At 43.8% G+C, this 21,481-nt stretch carries 35 protein-coding genes; 18 read left to right on the top strand and 17 right to left on the bottom strand.

All coding sequences use genetic code 11. From position 1 onward, the window contains the following. Positions 1–147: 147 nt before the first annotated feature. Both QUB68_RS21460 and QUB68_RS21455 read left to right on the top strand, forming a co-directional pair. A complete protein-coding gene (locus QUB68_RS21460) occupies positions 148–1,125 on the top strand; it encodes an acetamidase/formamidase family protein (protein WP_332996214.1) in 978 nt (325 codons plus the stop codon). 155 nt (positions 1,126–1,280) lie between these two features. After that, a complete protein-coding gene (locus QUB68_RS21455; RefSeq protein ID WP_332996213.1) occupies positions 1,281–1,565 on the top strand; it encodes a hypothetical protein in 285 nt (94 codons plus the stop codon). A gap of 160 nt (positions 1,566–1,725) precedes the next feature. Here the strand turns inward: QUB68_RS21455 and galT are convergent, their stop codons facing one another. Then, positions 1,726–2,751, bottom strand: a complete 1,026-nt coding sequence (gene galT / locus QUB68_RS21450; RefSeq protein WP_332996211.1) for a galactose-1-phosphate uridylyltransferase — start codon at positions 2,749–2,751, stop codon at positions 1,726–1,728. Positions 2,752–2,961: 210 nt separating this feature from the next. Between galT and QUB68_RS21445 the strand changes: the two genes are divergently transcribed. The 6 genes from QUB68_RS21445 (at position 2,962) to QUB68_RS21420 (ending at position 6,032) form a co-directional block, all read left to right on the top strand. After that, positions 2,962–3,744 (top strand): Uma2 family endonuclease, encoded by a 783-nt coding sequence (locus QUB68_RS21445; RefSeq protein ID WP_332996209.1) that lies wholly within the window; start codon positions 2,962–2,964, stop codon positions 3,742–3,744. 117 nt (positions 3,745–3,861) lie between these two features. After that, positions 3,862–4,038, top strand: a complete 177-nt coding sequence (locus tag QUB68_RS21440; RefSeq protein WP_332996207.1) for a colicin D domain-containing protein — start codon at positions 3,862–3,864, stop codon at positions 4,036–4,038. Between the two features lie 133 nt (positions 4,039–4,171). After that, entirely contained in the window at positions 4,172–4,444 is a 273-nt protein-coding gene (locus QUB68_RS21435; protein ID WP_332996205.1) for a colicin immunity domain-containing protein, read from the top strand. A gap of 31 nt (positions 4,445–4,475) precedes the next feature. Next, positions 4,476–4,949 carry an SMI1/KNR4 family protein gene (locus tag QUB68_RS21430; protein WP_332996203.1) on the top strand — a complete coding sequence of 158 codons (474 nt, stop codon included), beginning with the start codon at positions 4,476–4,478 and terminating at the stop codon, positions 4,947–4,949. 255 nt (positions 4,950–5,204) lie between these two features. After that, entirely contained in the window at positions 5,205–5,426 is a 222-nt protein-coding gene (locus QUB68_RS21425) for a helix-turn-helix domain-containing protein (RefSeq protein ID WP_265234942.1), read from the top strand. Continuing rightward, positions 5,427–6,032 (top strand): ScaI family restriction endonuclease, encoded by a 606-nt coding sequence (locus QUB68_RS21420; RefSeq protein ID WP_332996201.1) that lies wholly within the window; start codon positions 5,427–5,429, stop codon positions 6,030–6,032. Positions 6,033–6,047: 15 nt separating this feature from the next. Here the strand turns inward: QUB68_RS21420 and QUB68_RS21415 are convergent, their stop codons facing one another. Both QUB68_RS21415 and QUB68_RS21410 read right to left on the bottom strand, forming a co-directional pair. Continuing rightward, positions 6,048–6,806, bottom strand: coding sequence for a DNA-methyltransferase (locus tag QUB68_RS21415; RefSeq protein ID WP_332996199.1), 759 nt, complete (start codon positions 6,804–6,806; stop codon positions 6,048–6,050). A gap of 209 nt (positions 6,807–7,015) precedes the next feature. Beyond that, entirely contained in the window at positions 7,016–7,675 is a 660-nt protein-coding gene (locus QUB68_RS21410) for a restriction endonuclease subunit R (RefSeq protein WP_332996197.1), read from the bottom strand. A gap of 124 nt (positions 7,676–7,799) precedes the next feature. Between QUB68_RS21410 and QUB68_RS21405 the strand changes: the two genes are divergently transcribed. The 7 genes from QUB68_RS21405 to acs all read left to right on the top strand — a co-directional run bounded on the left by QUB68_RS21405 (position 7,800) and on the right by acs (position 11,711). After that, positions 7,800–8,045 carry a type II toxin-antitoxin system RelN family antitoxin gene (locus QUB68_RS21405; RefSeq protein WP_332996195.1) on the top strand — a complete coding sequence of 82 codons (246 nt, stop codon included), beginning with the start codon at positions 7,800–7,802 and terminating at the stop codon, positions 8,043–8,045. Continuing rightward, positions 8,038–8,412 carry a type II toxin-antitoxin system RelE/ParE family toxin gene (locus QUB68_RS21400; protein ID WP_332996193.1) on the top strand — a complete coding sequence of 125 codons (375 nt, stop codon included), beginning with the start codon at positions 8,038–8,040 and terminating at the stop codon, positions 8,410–8,412. Before QUB68_RS21405 ends, QUB68_RS21400 begins: the two co-directional genes overlap by 8 nt. 180 nt (positions 8,413–8,592) lie before the next feature. Further along, positions 8,593–8,817, top strand: a complete 225-nt coding sequence (locus tag QUB68_RS21395) for an addiction module protein (protein ID WP_332996191.1) — start codon at positions 8,593–8,595, stop codon at positions 8,815–8,817. 111 nt (positions 8,818–8,928) lie between these two features. Next, positions 8,929–9,279, top strand: coding sequence for a DUF433 domain-containing protein (locus tag QUB68_RS21390; RefSeq protein ID WP_332996189.1), 351 nt, complete (start codon positions 8,929–8,931; stop codon positions 9,277–9,279). Next, positions 9,257–9,409 (top strand): hypothetical protein, encoded by a 153-nt coding sequence (locus QUB68_RS21385; RefSeq protein ID WP_332996187.1) that lies wholly within the window; start codon positions 9,257–9,259, stop codon positions 9,407–9,409. The genes QUB68_RS21390 and QUB68_RS21385 overlap by 23 nt, the downstream gene beginning before the upstream one ends. 39 nt (positions 9,410–9,448) lie before the next feature. Further along, positions 9,449–9,616: a hypothetical protein gene (locus tag QUB68_RS21380; protein WP_332996185.1), complete on the top strand. Its 168-nt coding sequence runs from the start codon at positions 9,449–9,451 to the stop codon at positions 9,614–9,616. Between the two features lie 124 nt (positions 9,617–9,740). Then, the gene (acs, locus tag QUB68_RS21375; protein ID WP_332996183.1) at positions 9,741–11,711 is read left to right on the top strand and encodes an acetate--CoA ligase; all 1,971 of its coding nucleotides are present in this window, start codon (positions 9,741–9,743) and stop codon (positions 11,709–11,711) included. A gap of 104 nt (positions 11,712–11,815) precedes the next feature. Here the strand turns inward: acs and QUB68_RS21370 are convergent, their stop codons facing one another. Both QUB68_RS21370 and QUB68_RS21365 read right to left on the bottom strand, forming a co-directional pair. After that, entirely contained in the window at positions 11,816–12,103 is a 288-nt protein-coding gene (locus QUB68_RS21370) for a hypothetical protein (RefSeq protein WP_332996181.1), read from the bottom strand. Further along, positions 12,103–12,294: a hypothetical protein gene (locus QUB68_RS21365; RefSeq protein ID WP_332996179.1), complete on the bottom strand. Its 192-nt coding sequence runs from the start codon at positions 12,292–12,294 to the stop codon at positions 12,103–12,105. The genes QUB68_RS21370 and QUB68_RS21365 overlap by 1 nt, the downstream gene beginning before the upstream one ends. A 326-nt stretch (positions 12,295–12,620) precedes the next feature. Between QUB68_RS21365 and QUB68_RS21360 the strand changes: the two genes are divergently transcribed. Both QUB68_RS21360 and QUB68_RS21355 read left to right on the top strand, forming a co-directional pair. Then, positions 12,621–12,752: a hypothetical protein gene (locus tag QUB68_RS21360; RefSeq protein ID WP_332996176.1), complete on the top strand. Its 132-nt coding sequence runs from the start codon at positions 12,621–12,623 to the stop codon at positions 12,750–12,752. A 258-nt stretch (positions 12,753–13,010) separates the two neighbouring features. Continuing rightward, positions 13,011–13,907, top strand: coding sequence for a thermonuclease family protein (locus QUB68_RS21355; RefSeq protein ID WP_332996174.1), 897 nt, complete (start codon positions 13,011–13,013; stop codon positions 13,905–13,907). A gap of 99 nt (positions 13,908–14,006) precedes the next feature. Here the strand turns inward: QUB68_RS21355 and QUB68_RS21350 are convergent, their stop codons facing one another. The 3 genes from QUB68_RS21350 to QUB68_RS21340 all read right to left on the bottom strand — a co-directional run bounded on the left by QUB68_RS21350 (position 14,007) and on the right by QUB68_RS21340 (position 17,086). Continuing rightward, on the bottom strand, positions 14,007–14,333 hold the full coding sequence (locus QUB68_RS21350) for a hypothetical protein (RefSeq protein WP_332996173.1): 327 nt from the start codon (positions 14,331–14,333) through the stop codon (positions 14,007–14,009). Positions 14,334–14,579: 246 nt separating this feature from the next. Beyond that, on the bottom strand, positions 14,580–16,520 hold the full coding sequence (locus tag QUB68_RS21345) for an iron uptake porin (protein ID WP_332996171.1): 1,941 nt from the start codon (positions 16,518–16,520) through the stop codon (positions 14,580–14,582). A 365-nt stretch (positions 16,521–16,885) separates the two neighbouring features. Next, positions 16,886–17,086 (bottom strand): hypothetical protein, encoded by a 201-nt coding sequence (locus QUB68_RS21340; protein ID WP_332996169.1) that lies wholly within the window; start codon positions 17,084–17,086, stop codon positions 16,886–16,888. 152 nt (positions 17,087–17,238) lie between these two features. On the opposite strand from QUB68_RS21340, the gene QUB68_RS21335 reads away from it, so the two are divergent. Beyond that, positions 17,239–18,006 (top strand): class II glutamine amidotransferase, encoded by a 768-nt coding sequence (locus QUB68_RS21335; protein WP_332996167.1) that lies wholly within the window; start codon positions 17,239–17,241, stop codon positions 18,004–18,006. A gap of 21 nt (positions 18,007–18,027) precedes the next feature. Here the strand turns inward: QUB68_RS21335 and QUB68_RS21330 are convergent, their stop codons facing one another. From QUB68_RS21330 to QUB68_RS21290, 9 genes are all read right to left on the bottom strand, one after another. After that, on the bottom strand, positions 18,028–18,579 hold the full coding sequence (locus QUB68_RS21330; protein WP_332996166.1) for a Uma2 family endonuclease: 552 nt from the start codon (positions 18,577–18,579) through the stop codon (positions 18,028–18,030). Further along, positions 18,560–18,769, bottom strand: coding sequence for a hypothetical protein (locus QUB68_RS21325; protein WP_332996164.1), 210 nt, complete (start codon positions 18,767–18,769; stop codon positions 18,560–18,562). The genes QUB68_RS21330 and QUB68_RS21325 overlap by 20 nt, the downstream gene beginning before the upstream one ends. After that, positions 18,744–19,289 carry an O-acetyl-ADP-ribose deacetylase gene (locus tag QUB68_RS21320; protein WP_332996162.1) on the bottom strand — a complete coding sequence of 182 codons (546 nt, stop codon included), beginning with the start codon at positions 19,287–19,289 and terminating at the stop codon, positions 18,744–18,746. The genes QUB68_RS21325 and QUB68_RS21320 overlap by 26 nt, the downstream gene beginning before the upstream one ends. Positions 19,290–19,361: 72 nt before the next feature. Beyond that, positions 19,362–19,661, bottom strand: a complete 300-nt coding sequence (locus QUB68_RS21315) for a type II toxin-antitoxin system RelE/ParE family toxin (protein ID WP_332996160.1) — start codon at positions 19,659–19,661, stop codon at positions 19,362–19,364. Further along, complete coding sequence (locus QUB68_RS21310; protein WP_332996158.1) at positions 19,658–19,912, bottom strand: hypothetical protein; 255 nt, start codon at positions 19,910–19,912, stop codon at positions 19,658–19,660. Before QUB68_RS21310 ends, QUB68_RS21315 begins: the two co-directional genes overlap by 4 nt. A 73-nt stretch (positions 19,913–19,985) precedes the next feature. After that, positions 19,986–20,234 carry a DUF4926 domain-containing protein gene (locus tag QUB68_RS21305; RefSeq protein WP_332996156.1) on the bottom strand — a complete coding sequence of 83 codons (249 nt, stop codon included), beginning with the start codon at positions 20,232–20,234 and terminating at the stop codon, positions 19,986–19,988. A 20-nt stretch (positions 20,235–20,254) separates the two neighbouring features. Further along, the gene (locus QUB68_RS21300) at positions 20,255–20,482 is read right to left on the bottom strand and encodes a DUF6883 domain-containing protein (protein ID WP_332996417.1); all 228 of its coding nucleotides are present in this window, start codon (positions 20,480–20,482) and stop codon (positions 20,255–20,257) included. A gap of 21 nt (positions 20,483–20,503) precedes the next feature. Further along, a complete protein-coding gene (locus QUB68_RS21295; protein ID WP_332996154.1) occupies positions 20,504–20,893 on the bottom strand; it encodes a hypothetical protein in 390 nt (129 codons plus the stop codon). Further along, the gene (locus tag QUB68_RS21290; protein WP_332996152.1) at positions 20,894–21,460 is read right to left on the bottom strand and encodes a hypothetical protein; all 567 of its coding nucleotides are present in this window, start codon (positions 21,458–21,460) and stop codon (positions 20,894–20,896) included. It lies immediately after the preceding gene. Positions 21,461–21,481: the final 21 nt, after the last annotated feature.

Genomic DNA, 21,481 nt, shown 5'->3' with positions numbered 1-21,481 from the left:
ATCTCAAATAGATATGACCCCGCCCAAAAAACTGGTGCAAACCCCCGACTTAAGTCATGGAGAGTCTAAAATTTTAGACCAAAGTTCAAGTTTTTAGATTAATCTATGGAGTAAATCTAAAATCTAAAATCTAAAATCTAAAATCGAATGACTCGCCACCTTCTCAAAGCTAACTGCAAAACCGTACACTTGGGCGGTTTCTCACCGAAACTCGAACCTGCTTTAACTGTCGATTCGGGCGATCGCATCGATATCGAAACCTATTCAGGATATTATATTGCTGACAAGGCCCCGCCGGAATTTCTTACCCCCGAATTTTTAGATATTTGTCAGAATTTGCCTCCCAACCGCAAAGTCGGCCCAGGCCCGCACTTGCTAACAGGCCCGATTTATGTTAAGAATGCCGAACCCGGAAACGTTTTAGAAATTCACATCGAGGATGTTTACCCGAGTTTACCAGTAGGATTCAATGCAATTCGCGCCGGATGGGGAGTTTTGCCTGAGTATTTCCCCGAACCTAAATTGCGGTTTATTCCCCTAGATTTAGACCAAAAAATCGCAGAATTTCCCGCAGGTAGCGGCGTGAGGATTCCCCTGCATCCATTCTTCGGAATTATCGGCGTTGCCAATTCAGAAATCAACCGTTCTTCTATTCCTCCAGAGCGCTACGGCGGCAATATGGATAATCAGGAACTGCAACCGGGAACGCGGTTATTTTTACCTGTTTCGGTGCGCGGCGGTTTACTGTCCCTCGGCGACGGACATTCGGCACAAGGAGACGGCGAAGTTAACGGTACTGCGATTGAAACTTCGATGAATGGGACTATTCAAATCATCTTGCGCCAGGATTTATTTCTGATATTTCCGTTTGCTGAAACGCCTACTCATATTGTGATTATGGGATTCGGTAGAACATTAGATGATGCCTTTGACATGGCGGTAAAACAGACGGTTTCTTGGCTGCAAAAGTTTGCTGGTTTCAAAGAGGAAGATGCTTATGTTTTCAGTTCCATCGCGGTAAATTTTCGGATTACGCAGGCTGTCAACAATCCCCAAAAAGGAGTTCACGGAATGGTGCCTAAGTGTGTTTTGCCGGAGATAAAAATTTTGGATCGCCGACTGTGACATGGTATGATAACACGCGATCGCCAAAACAAGCTCGATCGCGATCGCACAAACTACACAATTTTGTCACTGCGGTTGGTCGATCGCGATCGCACCAGCGGTCAAAATTAAGCTTAAGATTGGGATAAGTTGCAAATTCTATCTAAATGGGCTCCATGAAAAACCAGACTGATGATTCTGCAAAACAAGATTTAGTCGATCGGGCTTTTGGGAGTGCAGCCATCCCAGATCCGACAGCGTGGGTGGACGAACATTATTTTCTGGCTAATTTCGCCAATACTCTCGCCCACCTCCAACAACATCTATCTGATGACAGTTGCGACATCGGCGAGAGTGGCGACTCGGACGAGGCGAGATTATCGATCGATGCTAAAATTAGAGATATATTGAGAGATCATTTTAGCGATGACGGCTGGCAGTATGTCGAAAGTTTGTTGTGAGTTTGGTAAAATTTATCACTATTTGTAGGTTGATAAATTTTGAGCATCAATTAAGCTGTTGCAGATTTAAATTGTCTATTTCAACCGATGATTGAAAATCATTAAATTGTCTCCCGTCTTCGTCTGGGACATTCCTTGACGGATTGTAACTTTTTACACTTTAGGTTGGTCGGAAATTAGGGTTGATCGGAATTTCGGTCGATCGCAAAAACTCAGCACTTTCTTCTGGCAAAGCAGTATTGATAAACATCCCGCTACCCAACTCAAACCCAGCCTGCTTCGTCACTCTGGGAATAATTGCTAGATACCAGTGAAAATATTTTGTCCCCTGTTCGGCCGTGGGTATCGATCGAATATTATAGTTATAATCAGGATCGTTCAATCCGTAATAAAGCTTAGCGAGTACAGTTTTTAAAGTATCAGCAAGATCCGTAATTTCCGCATCAGTAATATCATCAAATGAAGACGAATGTCGGCGCGGAAAAATCCAGATATGAAACGGTGAAAGTGCAGCATAAGGAATAAAAGCCACAAAATATTCGCTCTCAAAAATTACTCTTTCACCCGACGCTAACTCATCTTCCAAAGTGCGGCAAAACAGACATTCTCCCGTGTCATCAAAATAGCGAACTGCTGCATCGATGCGGCTGCGAAATAGGCTGGGTACAACGGGGGTAGCTGCTATCTGCGAGTGAGGGTGTTCGAGAGAAGTCCCGGCACTTTCCCCGTGATTTTTGAAGATAATAATTGTTTCAATGTGGGGATATTTTCTAATTTCTACATAACGCTGGCGGTATACTAAAAGTATGTCCGTTACTTCTGCAATGGTGAACAAAGCAGTAGTCAAATCGTGTCGCGGGTGTTCGACAATTACCTCATGAACGCCGATTCCTGCCATCGTGCGGTGAATTCCCGATGATATTCTCATCCATTCTGCTGTCGGGGAAAGGGCGGGATATTTGTTACCAATTGCCCTGACTTTCCAGCCCGTGCGATCATCTCCCAAACGGAAAGTTTCTAAGGTTCCATCTTCCTCATTTCCCACGCAAAACGGGCAATCGGCACGGTGTTGTGGCACTGCTACCATCAACTTTTTCTTGTTGGCGAATTGATCCGGTCTTTTTGCCCGTTCCGTGGCGATGATTACCCAATCTCTGGTAATTAGATTTTGTCTAAGTTCAGACATTTTCTTACCTTTGGTTTCAGGGTTTAACTGTTTTTGATTTTAGATAAATATTTGCGTTATGTCAGTGCGCGATTGCGGATATTTAATAAATCTTGATATTTGCTTCGGAAGGTATTACATAGATTGCGGTCAAGAAAGTTAACAATAGCAATTGTTAATTACCGAGAATTATGATAAAATAGAGCCATCGCAACAGCTAGGAACTAATCTATGGTTCTCCAAATTAATCCCACAAAACAAGAACCAGTTGTTACCTGGGAAAAACTGCCATCAGACTTTATATTACCGGACGATCCCGTGGAAAACATTCAACAGCCACCGCTGGCGGCCGCACTGACGGATGCTCTCGGTACGTGCGATCGCATTCAACCGGAAATGTTGATTGCCTCGAATTTTGCGATCGCTACTACGGTCAATCAAAAAACGGTAGTGAAAGCGCCAGACTGGATGTACGTGCCGCGAGTATTACCCCTAGCCGAAGGGGTGATTCGCCGCAGTTATACGCCGTCTTTGGAGGGCGATCGAGTTGCCATAGCGATGGAATTCCTCTCCGACACTGACGCTGAGGAATATTCGGTGCGCGCCAAGTATCCTTACGGAAAACTGTATTGCTACGAGCAAATTTGGCGGATTCCTACCTACGTTATTTTTGACCCTTACGAACCCGATTTGGAAGTGCGCTGTCTGCAAGAAAATCAATATGTTTTGCAGTCGCCGACAGCAGAAGGACGTTACTGGATACCTGAAATTAATTTGTTTTTGGGCATTTGGTACGGGACGCGCTTGGGTGCAACTATGCACTGGTTGCGGTGGTGGGATTCAGCGGGAAATTTGCTGCTTTGGAGTTCGGAACAATCGGAATTGGAACGACAAAGGGCCGAACAAGAAAGGCAAAGGGCTGAAAGTGCGATCGCCCAATTAGAATCCGAACGCCAGCGCAGCGCAGCACTCGCGGCTCAACTTAGGGAATTGGGAATCGATCCCAATGCTTGAAATGCTATTTCTGCGGGGATAGTTGCGCTTGATGCCCTTTTCTCGATTCATCAAAATTGCGGGAAGGGCGATCGTAATGTCTTTGATAGTCTGGGGAGGTAATGTAAAAATAGATGGATGATGAATATTCCGATATCCGATCGCCAAATTCAAAAGAAATTCAAACACGCTGCCGATTTTGGTGTCTCAGGGAATTACAATTTGCAGACAGCAGCAGCATTTGCAGCGGCTATTCAAGCTCACTTGCAGAAACAGGGAGTGCAGGAGATTGCGGGTAGTTATCGCAGGAAGTAAAGCACTATTTTGACCCATTAACCAATTTGAATGTTATGGTAGATGCAGGTGACAATTTTATTAGTGGCTGGAAACTGAATTCTGCACAAGTTGTGGAATTAACCACCACTGGAGATATTGGAGGTGGATAAGTATGGATAAGTACATCAATTTATTAGAAGAGTTTGTTGACAATAAGATTACTGCTGATGAGTTTGAACGGCGGTTTATACAACTTTTTAAAGGTGATAATAATCTCCAACCAGGGACAGAATTTAAGATTTTAGACAAGTTATTTGCGGATGTTGATGCTTATTGCAGCGACCCGAATTTGATTGAAGATCCTCGATTTGATATTGATGGGGGTCAATTGCAAGTATCGGCACAGGAGACGCTGAATAAGTTGGTGAAGCTAATAGCGGTTTGATGTGAAAGTGGGATCGACCAATTAGAATCTGATGTACTTAGATAGAGTTAAAAATCAACTGATAGAACTAAAACTCGTGAAGCCAGATGAACTCGTAGGCTGTACCCGCGATGACGTAATTGCGATCGAGCAAAAGTTAGGAATTTCTCTGCCCCGCGCCTATCAAGAATTTCTGTTATCTATGGGGCGTAGTGCTGGTGAATTCTTACGCGGATCGGACTGTTTCTTTAATCATCTACCTCAACTGCAAGACTGGGCTGTCGAGTTATTACAGGAAAATAACTTTGCTGAATCATTACCAGAGGATGCCTTTATTTTCTTCATGCACCAGGGCTATCAATTCAGCTTTTTTCGAGTATCAGAAGGCGCCGATCCTCCGACTTACTCATACTGCGAAGGGACTAACCAAACTTCGTTTATTAAAAGCCATGATAGCTTTAGTGAGTTTTTGGAGACTGAGGTAGAAATTCACGCGAAATATTTGATTGCTGTTGCTAGCAAGTGAGGAAATCGCACTTTCCTAAACCCATTAAAATTGCGGGAAGGGCGATCGGGCTATCTCGATATATCAATAACTTAAAGCATTAGACATAAATCTATTTCTTACGCCCTAGAACCCGGAGTACCGATGAAAGCAATTAAAGTGATGGCATCAAGTTGATTCTGCTTGGTCTGACTATGGGCGTGCTGGCTTCATTTAATCCTAAATCACACTCATAGTGTGTAGATTTTGGAGTGCAGTCACCGATATCTTGCTTATGTGGCAGAAAATCCAGAGCTAAAAAAATTTGGAGAGCAAGTTCGCAGGCTAAGAACATCAAAAGGCTTTTCCCAAGAAAAGTTAGCAGAACTAGCCGGACTGCACCGCAACTACATTGGTGGTATTGAGCGGGGTGAGAGGAACATAGCCCTGTTAAACATTTTGCGGTTAGCAAAAGCTCTAGGAGTATCGCCCAGCGAACTATTGCAGGAAATAGAGTAAATGCAATCACCCTATACGGGGCTTCCTGTCCAAGATTGGCAAGAGAAGACACTAGAACTCATAGATCAACACCCACTAGATCCACAAGAAATTTATGACGTGGTTATTCAAGTTTGGAGTGAAATTTTTCAATCAAGCATAACCAGCAGAGGCTACAGAATAGGAATAAATTTATTCCCGACTCCCCAAATCATGGGCTTCTTTTTACATGAACTAATCCCATTAGAACTCGCCAGTAAATACCCCGGAATTTGGCGGCGCGATCGCAGTGCCATTGAAAAAGATATTGTTTACATCCCGAACAATGACTTCTCAATTGAAATTAAAACTTCTTCAAGTAGTCGTAACACTTATGGTAATCGTAGTTATGCCCAACAAAGTGCCACAGGAGCAAAACCGAAGAAAGACAAGTCCGGCTATTATCTTGTAGTTAATTTCCAGAAATTCGATCCAAAAATTCAAAGCGCACAAACTCTAAATATTAATTTAGTTAGATTTGGATGGATAGATCGAGAAGATTGGCAAGGGCAAACAGCAGCCACTGGTCAGCAAGCTAAATTAAGCCCTGATGTAGAGCGATATAAGTTGCTGCAATTGCCTATTTAGAAATATTTACCCTCTTTAAAATAAAGATAATTGAGCTTCACTAATCTGCTTTTCTCTTAGAAAATCATCAATTCGGTTTGCTGCTAAATCGCAGTATTCCTGACAAATCTCAAATCCGATAATAGTGCGCTGCAAATCTAAAGCAACAACCGCCGTAGTTCCTGAACCCAGAAAAGGGTCTAAAATGATTTCATTTGGGTTGGACGAAGCTTTGATTATTCGCTGTATGACAGCACTAGGAAATTGAGCGGGGTGAGATGTTCGCTCTTTTGAGGCTCTATTTTTACCAGAAGTTACCTTGGGGAATTCCCAAACATCAGTCGGATTTTTGCCTTGGGAGTTGACTTTAATTTTGCCATTCTTTTTTTGATTAGGATATTTTACATTTGGATCGCGCACATCATCTAGATTGAAGGTATAATCTTTATGGTTTTTAACATACCAAAGGAACTTTTCATTGCGCGGTGAAAAGAACTTACTACCAGCAACCCCAGCGCCATAGTGCCAGATAACTTCTTGGATCAGGTAAAAAGGAATTTTGTCCCAAAGTAGATAGGGAATGGGGATAGCTTTAGCTTGATTGGGAATTGATAGATACCCCAAGTTGAGCCAGAAAGCGCCGTTAGGAAGAATTAGGCGATAATTTTCACTGATCCAGCTTTCACACCAGTTCAAATATTTATCAAGTGGTAGTGTTTTTTCGTATTCTTTGCCAATGTTATAGGGGGGACTGGTGACAGTGAGATTGACGCATTCATCAGGGAGCTTTGACATTGCTTCTAAGCAGTCCATTTGATAAATGAGGCAGTTGGAGGCTTGGAAGTAGGGTTTACCTAAAAGATTTACTATGTCAGTTAAAAGCATGATTAAGTTGATGATGGTATAAATCTATATTGGCACGATTGTGCAATTTTTATTGATAAACTTAGGAGGTAATTAAAATATGTATATTTCCTCTACTCGTCTTCCTAACTTCCCAATTGTTACGCCAATTGCAACTGCACATTCTGCAACTTGCAAATAGCTTTCAACACTTGCGCCAACTCGATCGATCGCCCTTTGTCAATCAAATTCAACTCCGGTAAAATCTGATAAGTGCAAGGATTCCCCCGCGTCACCCGCACAAACCGATAACTTTCGCCATTCGTCGTCAATCCCCAAACAGACGATTGCTGCTGCAAACTCTTAAACGCATACGTCAGCAATTGCGGTAAACCGGTCAAAGGGGCGATCGCACTATTTTTCGCCTCAACCACCAAAATCCAGAACTGTGTCGCCCCAATCTCCGCATCCGGCCCATTCACAGCGAGAATATCCAACCGCCCTTTAATTAAAGTATCTTCATCTTCAACCTCGATCGGAATGCTATCCTCCATAGTCAGCACCACAGGAACATCGAAAAATCCAGTTAATCGCATTAGCGGCGAAAGTGCTAAAAACTTCACCAATTCTTCAGATACTTTACCTGCTGCTAAGTACCTACGAAAGTTCTGTCTAATTTTCAATAATTCCTGCTGTTCAGATTCGCTCAGCGGTTCCAGGGAAAAAAACTCTGTCACTGAATCTGCGTCTCCCTCTTCCAGTTTGAGAAGGTGGCGAACGTCATTTAGCGAGAGTTGGCTGGCTTCTAAATTTTGGGTCATAGCTTTTGTGCGATCGGCTTTTCCTGTAAAAGATATTGCAGATTTGGTATAATATCATATTATCACTTTTGATTAGCCTTTTACATCAGTCTATTTCTTACACTCTAGATTACCAGGAGTAACTATGAAAGCAATTAAAGTGATGGCAACGATCGACGACCGAGGACAATTGTGCATTGATGAACCACTACCGTTAGATCGCAATAGCCGAGTAGAAGTAATTGTGCTAATTCCAGAAGGAACAGAAATTAATGAGAATGAGCAATCTAATGAATCAATTTTAGCAGATTTCCGTCAAGCTTGGCATGAAGCTATGACCGGAAAAACGATTCCTGCTGCCCAAATATGGGAGGGAATTGATGATGTCTGAGCAACCATTGATTCAAGTTGAAGCTGCGCCAACATTTACAAGAAACTTACGAAACCTCGCCAAAAAATATCGCACTATTCGCAATGATATACAACCAGTCGTCGAACAACTTGAACGGGGAGAGTTACCAGGCGATCGAATATCTGGGATTGGTTACGATGTTTTTAAAGTGAGAGTCAGAAATAGCGATATTCAAAAAGGTAAAAGCGGCGGCTATCGTCTGATTTATTATGTCAAAACTGAAAATGGTATTATTTTGCTGACTGTTTATACAAAATCAGTACAAATTGATATTCCAGCAGATGAAATTATCGGCATCATTTTAGAATACCAACGACGTGCAGGTGAAGATGAAGAAGATGCCTAAAGTTTGGCTGAGAGCTTTTGTGCGATCGGCTTTTCCTGTAGAGTATATTATACAGGCATTCCCAGCAGATTTGGCATAAAGATAATATTAATTGTCCCTCAACTCCACCGTCAACTCTACCTTAAGTCTGCTATATTTTAGGTGTACCAATTGCCCAGTCTTTCATGGAGGTTAATTAGTATGGATATCACTGTCACATTGAATCAAATTACATCTCTCAGTGTTGAAGACCGAATTAGGATTGTACAAGCAATTTGGGATAGCATCGCAGCAGAGCAAGCTTACCCCAATCTTACAGAAGTACAAAAACAGGAACTCGATCGTCGGATTAGTGATAGCGAAGCTAATCCAGATGATGTAATGACCTGGGAAGAAATTAAAGCTTCGGTAAAAAGACGCTCATGAATTATGTGCTAGTGTTTCGGCCAGAAGTTCGTGAAGAACTCGATGAGGCTTATAGTTGGTACGAATGTTTGCATTCTGATATGATATTAGCATCTCTCACCCCAACCAGCTATGCAACTAGAAGACTACTTCAACTTCCTAAGACCTGACGATATTCGGCTCCAAGGTTCCCGCATTGGCATCGAAACCATCCTTTATGAATACCTGTTTCGCGCTCGAACTCCCGAAGAAATCGCCAACATTTATACATCCCTCACCCTCGAACAAGTTTATGCGACAATTTTGTATTACCTGCATAACAAAGAAGCAGTCGGTAAGTACATAACTGAATGGGTAGAATGGGGCGATAAAATGCGAGAAGAACAACGTCGCAATCCTTCTCCAGCCGCTGAAAAAATCCGCAAACTGAGAGCAGCAAGAGATGCAATGAGAAAAGCTGATGGCAATCCAGTATCTATTTGATGAAAATGTCGATCCTGCCTATGCTAACCAAATTCGCAGGCGCAATCCCGATTTGGTTGTTCTAGCAGTCGGAGAACTAACAGCACCTTCCAAAGGAACTCTCGATCCAGAAATTCTTATTTGGTGTTAAATCCACAACTTCATTCTTGTTACCAATAACCGTCGCTCAATGCCAGTTCATTTAACAGAACACATAGAGGAAAATCGCCATATTCCAGGAATATTTATGCTTAATTCCAAGATGAGTATTGGTCAAAATATTGATGAACTGATTTTGATTTATCAAGGCTCGTTTGATCATGAGTACCAAGATAAAATTGAGCATTTACCACTGTAATAGTTTCTAACACATCCCCAACACTTACAAAATATTCCCAAGTCTTAAGGAAAATAAACATACTTTTGATCCAACTTATGCACACAATAGTTAAAAAGAGTAACTGAACTAAAAACTAACAGCGATGTCACAAGATACCATCGAATCAATACTCCAAGAAAAACGCCTATTCCCGCCCACCGCTGAATTCTCCGAAAAAGCTCACGTCAAAAGCTTAGAAGAATACCGCGCCCTCTACGAAAAAGCGAAAGCAGACCCCCAAGCATTCTGGGCCGAACTCGCTACCCAAGAATTAGACTGGTTCCAAAACTGGGATACCGTACTCGACTGGCAGCCACCCTTTGCTAAATGGTTTGTCAATGGCAAAATTAACATTTCTTACAACTGTCTCGATCGCCATTTAACCACCTGGCGCAAAAACAAAGCCGCCCTCATCTGGGAAGGCGAACCCGGAGATTCCCGCACCCTCACCTACGCGCAACTCCACCGCGAAGTCTGCCAAATGGCGAATGTCATCAAAGAATTGGGAGTCCAAAAGGGCGATCGCGTCGGCATTTATATGCCCATGATTCCCGAAGCTGCGATCGCCATGTTAGCCTGTGCGAGAATCGGTGCAGTACACAGCGTAGTTTTTGGCGGATTTAGCGCCGAAGCATTGCGCGATCGACTCAACGACGGCCAAGCAAAACTCGTGATCACCGCCGATGGTGGCTTCCGCAAAGATACCGCCGTCGGCCTCAAAGCACAAGTAGACAAAGCATTAGCAAATAACGTCGTACCCAGCGTTACCAACGTACTCGTAGTTCAGCGCACCAAACAGCAAATTCACATGGAATCCGGGCGCGATCATTGGTGGCACGATTTGCAAAAAGGTGCATCGGCAAATTGTCCAGCCGAACCGATGGATAGCGAAGATTTGCTATTCATTCTTTACACTTCTGGAAGTACCGGAAAACCGAAAGGTGTCGTCCATACAACGGGCGGCTACAACCTTTATACCCACATGACAACCAAGTGGATCTTCGACCTCCAAGATACCGATGTTTACTGGTGTACTGCTGATGTCGGCTGGATTACGGGACACAGTTATATTGTCTACGGGCCGCTATCCAACGGTGCAACAACTTTGATGTATGAAGGCGCTCCCCGCGCTTCTAATCCCGGCTGTTTTTGGGATGTAATCGAAAAATACGGTGTCACCGTTTTCTACACTGCACCCACTGCGATCAGAACCTTCATGAAAATGGGCGAAGAATTGCCCAACGCGCGCAATTTGTCATCTTTGCGATTGTTAGGAACCGTCGGCGAACCGATCAATCCCGAAGCTTGGATGTGGTATCAGCGCGTAATTGGCAACTCGAATTGTCCGATTGTTGATACTTGGTGGCAAACAGAAACTGGGGGAATTATGATTACCGCTTTGCCAGGTGCAATTCCCACAAAACCCGGTTCTGCCACCCTTCCATTCCCCGGAATTGTTGCCGATATCGTTGACCAAGAAGGGGAACCAGTAACTAATGAAAGCGGTGGTTATTTAGTGATAAAACATCCTTGGCCGGGAATGATGCGTACACTTTACAATGATCCAGAGCGTTTCCGCCGCACTTATTGGGAGTATTTGCATCCGAAAGATGGGGAATTTGTGTACTTTGCTGGAGACGGCGCGCACAAGGATAAAGATGGTTATTTCTGGGTAATGGGCCGCGTTGATGATGTGATTAATGTCGCCGGACACCGACTCGGTACGATGGAAGTTGAATCGGCTTTGGTATCGCATCCAGCGGTGGCGGAAGCTGCGGTTGTTGGCAAACCGGACGAGATTAAAGGTGAGGAAATTGTCGCTTTTGTGACGCTGGACAACTCCCAGCAGCCTAGCGACGCATTGGCTAAGGAGTTGAAGCAGCACGTTGTTAAGGAGATTGGGGCGATCGCCCGTCCCGGCGAAATTCGATTTACCGATGCTTTGCCGAAAACTCGCAGCGGTAAAATTATGCGCCGGTTGCTGCGTTCTTTAGCCGCCGGAGAAGAGGTTTCTGGGGATACTTCGACCTTGGAAGATCGGACGGTTTTGGATAAGTTGCGTGGCGGTTCGTAGAGAGATTTTTTAACCGCAGATGAACGCAAATTAACGCGGATATTTTTTTCAATAATCTGCGTTCATCTGGGTTCATCTGTGATTGTATATAATTGTTGCTCCCCTTATTTGCCGCGCCACAGATGAACCGCATCCGGGTTAATTTGCGACCTCACCTGTAACCACTCCTCTAGTAAGTAGTCATCATCGACTGCTTGAGAATGCTGTTCGTCTTTGAGAATTGCCAACACATGAACTCCAGAGGGATAGTTGACATGACGAATTTCTGGGTTATATCCCAAGTCCTGAATTTTAGCCAAAACATTATCAACTGAACCGGCAACAGTCAGATCGACGGCCAGAATAATTTGACCGAGTTTAGCACCCGGTTTTACACATTCGAGAACAGCCATTACTCTTTCTCCTTGTAGTTGCAACGGTACATTTGAGGGCGATTTTCGACTTTTCGGGGTAGAGTCACAGATTCTAATTCAACCTGGTAGCGATCGGCTCGCTTTTGGCACTCCTGTTTCGCTTCTCTGGGGTTATCAGCAAGGATCGGCTCGTCCCAGCCTTCAGCCTCTTTTTCGGGATCTTGAATCATAATTAAATTACTCCTTTGTTGGACGTTCAACATTGGGAAGTCGTCTAGGCATGACGCTGGTATCGTCATGCTTAGGCGCATCTCTATGCTATGATTGTACTGCATTTTTAAGTATAATTGCAGTATGAGTCAAAATGTTAAAGTTCTAACCATTCGACTGCCTGAAATCGAAATGCTTCGGCTGGAAGCTTATTGCGCGAACAGCGGTAGAACAAAAACCGATGTGATTCGCGAACAGATTAGGAGTTTAAAAGTTGAAGATAAGTCCCTTCACCCAGATTGATCGCCTTGGTTGATTCACGGGAGAAATTCGATTTACCGATGCTTTGCCGAAAACTCGCAGCGGTAAATTTATGCGGCGTTTGCTGCGTTCTTTAACTGCGGGACAAGAGGTTTCTGGGGATACTTCGAGCTTGGAAGATCGGACGGTTTTGGATAAATTGCGCGGCTGTCCCTAGGGGGATTTTTTAACCGCAGATGGACGCAAATTAACGCAGATTATTAAGATGATCTGCGTTCATCTGCGGTTGTATATAATTTTCGATCGATGACCAGCATAATTCGACCGACTTTTACACCAGGTTTCACATACTCTAGAACAGCCATTACTCTTTCTCCTGATAGTTGTAACGGTACATTTATTGCATTCAGCAGCAAACTCATGTACAATATAGCCCATATGTGAACCAAATTCTAAGTCCAACAGGGTGCAAAATATGGCAACCAGAATTCCGAACCTGCAAGTAACTCATGTAGTTGATGGCGACACCATAAAAGTTTCTCTCAACGGCAAAACCGAGTCCTTGCGGCTGATTTGCGTCGATACAGAAGAAAGTTACTCCAGCACTTCAAAACCTGTAACTGCGGCGGGGAAAGCAGCTTCGGAAATGGCTAAACAATACTTCGCGACAGCAGATGGTCAACTTGCTAAAATTGACTTAGAATTTGATACCGACGATTCGGTTGAAGTTGCACTAGAAAAACATCGCGACAACTACGGGCGTCTCCTCTGTTATGTACATAAAGATGGAGAAAATTACAATCTTAAATTGATTGAAGAAGGCTGGAGTCCCTACTTTGTGAAATACGGGCGATCGAGATTGTATCACCGACCAATGACTGAGGCAGAAGCGGCGGCAAAAGCTTACAATCTGATGATTTGGAATCCGATTACTAATGCCAAAATTCCCTCTCGCAATTATGCTAATTTGCTGCCTTGGTGGTCGATGCGAGGCTCGATTGTTGAAGATTTTCGATTTTCGGAAGCAACAGCCGGAGCGCTTTCTGTGAGGTTGCACTACCCGAAAGTTTTAGCAGCTTCGGATACTGCTAAATCTATTACTATTTTCTGCGATTTGCAGGCTGGGATTAATAAATGGATCGGCGGCAACGCCCTGATTTATGCGGGTTCAGTTTATCATAAATTAGATTTGTGGATACCGGATGCTGAAACTGATGCAATGGCTCCTTTGAAGCGGTTGATTGAAAAACGTTATGCAGGTCAAGGACGCGGTTACGTGTATATCAGCGGTCAGGTTGAACAGTACAAAAACAAGCCTCAAATAGTTTTGAAGAATATCAAACAGTTTTCTGACTTCCCCCCAGAAAGTTGAATTACAAATGAATTTAATTAAACAAATAGAGAACACTTCTCGAAAAGCATCGCTCTCTATTGAACCCTGATATTATTTTTTGCCGAGATGTTCCCATACTTATTGTCGCATTGAAGGAGTATCAAAGAATCGACATCCTAAGGGATTGCTGCGTACAGCTCGATTTTCTGGAGCCGCCACCGCGGAACTAGGTTTAGCAGGTACCAGATTAGTCTCGGAAACCGCAAAAGATTTAGAAGTGTTAAGAGCTTTTGGACTGCCAGCAGAAGTGTCAGCACGATTCTGTGGCTGGGTGGTGGTTACATTGTTCTCTCCCGCTACATTTGTATTTGATTCAACCGCCGTTTGTGCTTGACAAGGACAGGCTGTCACAGCCGAAATTGCTGCCAAGCCCAGAGCGAAAAAATAGCCAGTTGAGTTAATCATGTTTTTCTAAACCCTAACTTCAGGAACTGTCGAAGATATGTTAAAATGCTAATTGAATAAAAAAGTGATTCCCAGAGTATTTTTGCGGATCTTTTTTGAGCAGTAACTCCGTAGTTTCATGTAGAAAAGAAAGATACCGTAAGAAAATTAGCCCCAGGAATGTAAAATTTAAGTAAAGATGATGGGCTGGTATTTAAAGAAAAGATTAAGACACCTCCTTCGGGTTTTCATCCGCATCAAACCAAATCAAAAAGAGAAGGAAGTTCTCAAGACACCCACCGTAATCGGATCGCTATTGCGAGTGTGATCTGGTTCAAAAATCACCATCAATCCCGGAGTGACGCTGATATTATCGCTCACCTGCCAGCGGTAGAACACTTCTACATGAGTAGTCGTTCCCGGTTGACCGCCTTTGCGCCCTAAACCCGTATCTAAAAAATCTGGAATGTTGTTTCCTGTCGGCAAATTGCTGCTGACAATTTTAGGAGGTTGCCCGATATAAATTCCCCCCAAATTTCCGGTACCAAACAAATCTGGAAAATTCACAAACACCATATAATTTGTAGTTGCCACGCTGCCCGATTTACCGGGAATCCGAGAATTAGTATAACCTGCCCAACCTCCCAGGGAAACGCGCGACGAAACCCGCCAATTTACACTCGCTCCCACAGCATTAGTTTGCAGGGATGCTGACTTGCTGGTGCTGGGATTGACAGCGGTTAATTGGCTGTCTCCAGCCAAACTAATCAAGTTGCCGTCAGGCGAATAGTCGTTGACATAATAAACAGTAAAATCCACTGGATCTGCGGGAGTAAGAGTTAGTTGTAATCCCAATGTATTGTGTCCGGTAGGCCCGTTAGAACTGACAAAGAATCCGGGGACAGTAGTAGAATAAACAGCTTGCAAACTCGCTCTTTTTGCAAATTGCCAGTCAATGCCCGCGCCGCCTTGACCGAGACCGATGTTCAAAATTGGGTTTCTTTGAGCGAAGGTTGAAATCGGGCCGGAAGCTGCACTTTCTGATCGATTCGGCCCTCGGAAAGCGGTAATCATGTTAACTCCCGCCGTCCCTGCAAACACTGCCAATTTATCGCCGACCAGAAAGCGGTAGTTGAGGTCGCTGAGGATGAAGCCAGAAGTTTCGCCGAAACTGTAAGCAAGGTTTACGTCTTCGGTTAATTGGGGTGAAGTGCCGCCGTTCTGGTTTAAAAGACCGATGAATAAGTTGCTGCGGGGGCTGAATTGAGCGGTGAAGTACAACTGATTTAAATTAATTGTGTTGACATTTGTACCGGGGTCTTTGGTGTCTCTTTTGCCATCTCTGGGAGCGCGATCTGCACGGTTGGGACTGCGGCCTTGTATCCCCACAATTGTCAATCCTGACAGCTTGACTGTGGGCGAAAATTGATTGGCTTGTAGTTCTGTTGTTCGCGCTTCTAACAAGTCGGTGCGCCCCCGCAGTACGGCGATATCGGCAGCAAATTCTTCTTGCAATCTTTGGATTGTTACCAAATCTGCTTGCTTGACTCGGTTTTCATTTCCTGTGCCGATTAATTCGCGAATTTTATCTAAACAAGCATTGAGTCCTGCGGCAAATTCATACCTTGTTAAAGCGCGGTTTCCGCGAAAAGTCCCGTCGGGATATCCAGCTATGCAGCCGTATCTTTCTACTAAGGATTGCAGTGCTTGAAATGCCCATTCTGTGGGTTTTACGTCACTGAGTTGAGAGACAGATGTGACTTGTTCTGCGGTTTCTTCAGTAACAGTTTCATTCGGGTTTTCCAGAGGGGCGGGAGATTCCGATAAACTCGCATCGGCTGGGAGATTCTGATTAATTGATGGAGGATTTTCGACTGCTATCTTCTCGGGTGAATTAACCAAATTTTCCGTAGGGGCGGGTTCACCAATATTTGCGGTAGTAGCGGGAGATTGGGGTAAACTGGGTTGGGATGGTTGGATGTTGCGATCGACAAATTCCTGATTTTGCGGTAAGATTGTCTCTGGTGAATCAACCGCAATTTCCGTAAGGGCAGGTTCACCCTGGTTTTCAATCGCAGCGGGAGATGCAGATACACTTGTTTCTGCTAGTGCTGGAAGGCAAAATAATCCCTGCAATCCCCATCCTAGGATTAAGCCTGTCAGAATTTGTCGATTTGGGCGATCGCATTCTTGGTTGGGATTTTTCATTTTCAGTTTTTATCTTTGATTCTTGTTGATTGAAAAAATGTAAAAATGGGACGACCTGATTAAAATTTAGGCTATGAAATTAAGATATTAGTAGTGAACCGCCCCGAAGCAACCTGAAAATTACTGCGGAATTGTAGTTAATGTAGCCAACATTAAACACTTGCTGCTAATTGTTGCCAAAAATCCCGCGCCATCTCGGTCATTTTTGGGCTGTTTAGCAGTCCTAATTCGATCGCGCCGCCATGAATCTGATTGATTTGATGGGGAGTTGCGAGATCGGCATGGAGATCCTGGTAAATGCAACAACTGATACCAGTTTAAAAAAGAATAGAACTATAGTCAAGCTCCAAACCAAATAAAATTACTTATTTCCAATTCTTGAAGCTAAAATCTGAAATCTCAAATAGAATGACTTTTTGCTGCAAGTGAATTGCCAGTTTGTCGATCGCTTTTTGATAGTTTCGTAGCGATAGATACTCGTCAGCCCTACAGCAGCGAGGATTTGCACCACAAACAGAATAATCAAGACAGTTATCCGGGAAACGCGACTGAATTTTCGGGCGCACTTTTTTTAAAGTTCAGTAGCATTACGGTTGACAATCCAAAAATATTCTGTTTTTTTATTAAGCTAGATAAATTCATACTATAATACTATCATCGCAAATCTGTAGCTGCCAATAGCTGCGGCATCCATCCAAACTCCAGAGATTTAAAAGCTATGTGCCAATTACTGGGAATGAACTGCAATGTTCCAACAGATATTTGCTTTTCTTTTGAAGGTTTTTCTGCAAGGGGCGGCAAAACAGACGTTCATCAAGACGGTTGGGGAATTGCTTTTTTTGAAGGTTTGGGATGCCGCCTGTTTATAGACTCGAAACCTGCGGTTGCTTCTCCGGTTGCGGAAGTTGTGCGTCGCTATCCCATTCACTCAACTAACGTGATTGCTCACATCCGCAAAGCTACCCAAGGCGAAATTGCTCTGGAAAACTGCCACCCTTTTATTCGGGAACTTTGGGGGCGCTATTGGGTGTTTGCTCACAATGGAAATCTGGATAATTTTAATCCTGAAAGTGCCGGATTTTACAAGCCTGTAGGCAAAACTGACAGCGAAAAAGCTTTTTGTTTGATATTAGAACAACTTCGAGAAAGTTTCCCTCAAAATAAACCTGCTTTGACGGAAATTTACGCGGTACTGAACGAAATTACTAAAACTTTGGCAGAACACGGTATTTTTAACTATTTACTTTCTGATGGGGAACACTTATTTGTACACTGTTCTACTAATCTGCATTATATTGTGCGACAAGCACCTTTTGCCAGGGCGCACTCGATCGATGAAGATGTGACTGTCGATTTCCGGGAACTGACAAAGGAGGGCGATCGTGTGGCTGTAATTGCTACTTTGCCGCTGACGGATGATGAAGTTTGGACGCAAATAAAACCGGGAGAATTGCTGGTATTTCAGGATGGTTTGCCTGTGATTTAAAGGCAGGATTTAGAATAAAAATTAAGTGCTGACGATCGCACTTACCGACACAGCCACATCGGGAAATGCAAGCGGGTTAACGGTTCCGGCGGTTAGCGTCAGCTTGGAAGTGTAATCTCCATCAAGAGGATCTCGAAATACTATGAGGTGTCTTCTTTTGAGGTTAACCACCCAGTATTCGGGGATTCCGACTTCTGCGTAGATTTTCGTTTTCGTCTCTAAGTCTTTAACGAGAGTGGAATCTGAGTATTCAATCAGCCAAAAAATGTTTTCGGGATAGGGGTGATGTTCGAGATATGTGCGACCCAATCGCTGTACGATCGCAATATCGGGTTCTGGTTCCGAGTCGTTAGGAAGCGTAATCGGTTTGGCTGAACGGATGGTAGCGCGATCGCCCAACAGCCGGATCAGATATTCTCCGGCTTCGCTGCTAAAATAGGCGTGGGGTTCCCCTTCTGGCGATATTTCAACAAGAGCTCCCTTCAGCAGTTCGACGCGCCGATTTTCCAAGATGCGCGAGGAGATCATTTGGTGGTATTCGTCGATCGACCATTTAGCTGCAATTACGCTCATAGCGATGGTTTTTGATGGCTTGTCTAATTTTACATTGTAGGCGATCGCACATTTGAAAATAAACCTTTGCTTCCTCTATCATCATTCCTGTGACGATTGTATCGTGTTTTGATGCTATGTTCTGCGCGAGTTCTAAAATCGCGGGATGATCGCGATCGATAATTTCAGTCGCTGCTAAATACGTTTTCATCTTGGGAATCATTTTTCAGCCTGAGAACTGCTACAATCCTCTCATAAACCTCATGATTATCCCAATCGAAGCAGCAGAAAGTTATGTTTTGAGGAGCGCCGTTTTTTTGCATTTGTTCGTAGCAGATTTTGACTGCAATCTCACCTGCTAAATCCTTGGGATATTTGTAAATGCCGGTGCTAATGCAAGGAAATGCGATACTCTCGAACTTTTGCTCGATCGCGATTTCCATGCACTTGCGGTAACATTGGGCCAAGAGTTCGGGTTCTCCGCAGTCGCCTCCCTGCCATACGGGGCCTACGGTGTGGATGATGAAGCGTGCGGGTAAGCGATATCCTTTTGTGAGTTTAGCATCCCCGGTTTTGCATCCTCGGAGCGATCGACATTCGTCAACAAGTTCCGGGCCTGCTGCTTTGTGGATTGCGCCATCTACTCCGCCACCTCCAAGCAAACTGGTATTTGCAGCATTGACGATCGCATCTACTTTGAGTTGTGTGATGTTGCCTAAAATAACTTGCATAAAATTAATTTAGCTTTAAAAGTCTATACCTATAATGATAGTTTCTCGACCGCCTAATTAACTCGATACATTTCACTCAGAGAAGAAACTTTCTAAATCTCGATAGCCGCTAACAACCCGCATAACTTCAATTCCTGTCTCGATCGGATTGTAGAAAATTAGGTAATCATCGATCGGCAAACTCCGTACATTTTCCATTAACTCATCCCGATTGCGTCCCATACTCGGAAACTTTGAGAGCGTTTGACACTTATCATTAATTCTGTCCAGAAAGCTTTCTGCTGCATCAAAACCGCTGCGATCGGCAATATAGTCCATAATGCTTTCTAGATCCCGACTTGCCGGAACTGTAAATCTACAAATCCGATTCATTTCTCTGCCTGCGTGCGACGTTGTTGTAGCTTTAAGCGCAAACTCCGAAACATATCTTCAGCATCAATTACTTCACCTCGTGCGGCAGCATCCATTCCCAGACGAATTTCTTGCTGGAGTTCTTTGAAGCGTCCTTTATAAATATCTTCCAATTTATCGGACTGCAAGAATTTGATGAACGCTAATACTTCTTGTTGCTGGTCTGGCGATAAGACTTTCACATTTTCTAAAATGGCTTGTTCGACGGTCATAATTATCCTTTTTTTGGGATTACTATTTCACAATCTAGTGATAACATTATATCGCACGAACTGCTTCCTGTACTTACGCAGCTAAACTATTCACAAGTCTCACTGTAGGTCTGTCTGCACCCGTGGGCGATCGCAAAAAACTTCCAGGCACGGTGACAACTGCTACAGTGTTTCCCAGCATATCAAAGAACTCCACGCTGTAACCTGTTTCTAGCGCTTCAACGTCATGTTGTTCTACCACTGTACCGATGTCACCGGCATAGAGTCCTTCGTCAGGGCGATCGTCTAGTAAGATAACATCTGAATAAAGTTCGTACTTCATAACGTTCTTTGGTAAATTTGTTAATCAGGAATCAAGGTAATCAAACGGGGAAAATCTGTACCTGTATCTATTTGCCAAACAGTTCTGACAAGAAGTTGTCTGCCCATAGGTGTAGAAAGCTCGGCACTGATTTCAGATCGGATTCCGTAGGCTGTTTCTTTAATGAAATCAACATCTACAGGTAGGTGACAGCTACGAATATCTGTTTCTAATTGTTGCCAGTTTTCTTGAGAATATCCGCACTTAATTAGTAGTTTTGCTAACGAGTGCTATTGATTTACCAGTCCTCGCAATTCTTGAATGTCGATGTGGATTCCTTGACGCTTCAAATATTGGCTCAAGTTGATCTGAATGAATAAATCTTTAAGTTCTTCAGCAATTTCTAGAGGGGGATTGCCAGATAACGCGGTTGCAATTAGACGTTCTGCCATTCGTAATTCGCCACATTCAATCGCTAAAGATGCTGCGCTGCGGTGAAGCACAGAACGAGTGGGTTCAGCATCAAGGGTGCTAGCGATTAAGGCTGCGGCCTGAGTTTCTTGCTCTAAGGCTTGGCGCGTGAATTGTGCAGCCAAGTCCAACGCACCTCTTAAGCGGGCGACTGCCGCTGCTTCGGCTAAATCCATTGCTTGTTGGTGGAGCGATTGAATCTGGCTCATTTAAAGTACGGTTCCTTCAGGATTTTGCTTGGCACCAATAATAGAAATCGGTCGGCTGAACTTTACTACAATGATATACGCTGGCAAGCCTTGTACGTCTGAGATGCGGGTTTGTTCCGTTTTCAGCTTTACTCTAGCATTGATTTGACTTCGATTGCCTTTGCGAATTCCAGAAACCTCTAGGCGCGCCATTCGCTCAAATGGCAACGTGGTAGCTGAATTTTGACTTCCTAACCAATAGTCAAATCCAGTTCCTTTGCGAGAGCGTTCAATGACTGTGAGATTTGTTAATTGTAGAATTAACAGAAATGCGATTCCATAAGCAGCCTGCTCAGTCGTGTATTCTTCGTCATTCCAACATCTTCGGGTTTGCTCGGTGACTGGCTGCCAATCTAATTTGAACGCAGTAGAAAATTCTCCCTCAACTTCAAGTGTTACTCCTGGTTGGTGAGCTTCATCGGTTAGGCAAATCGCACCTGCTTCTGCGATCGCGGCTCCAAAAGCAGGTGTAATCGCAGGGAGTCCCTGGCTAAGGTTTTGTAAGTTTAAGAGTTGAATCTGGCTCAAAGCGGCGTTGCTCTATGGAAA

This window comes from Microcoleus sp. A006_D1, assembly GCF_036702805.1.
GTDB lineage: Bacteria > Cyanobacteriota > Cyanobacteriia > Cyanobacteriales > Microcoleaceae > Microcoleus.
Note: the sequence above shows the minus strand (reverse complement) of the source record. Positions and strands in the feature narration are given on the sequence as shown.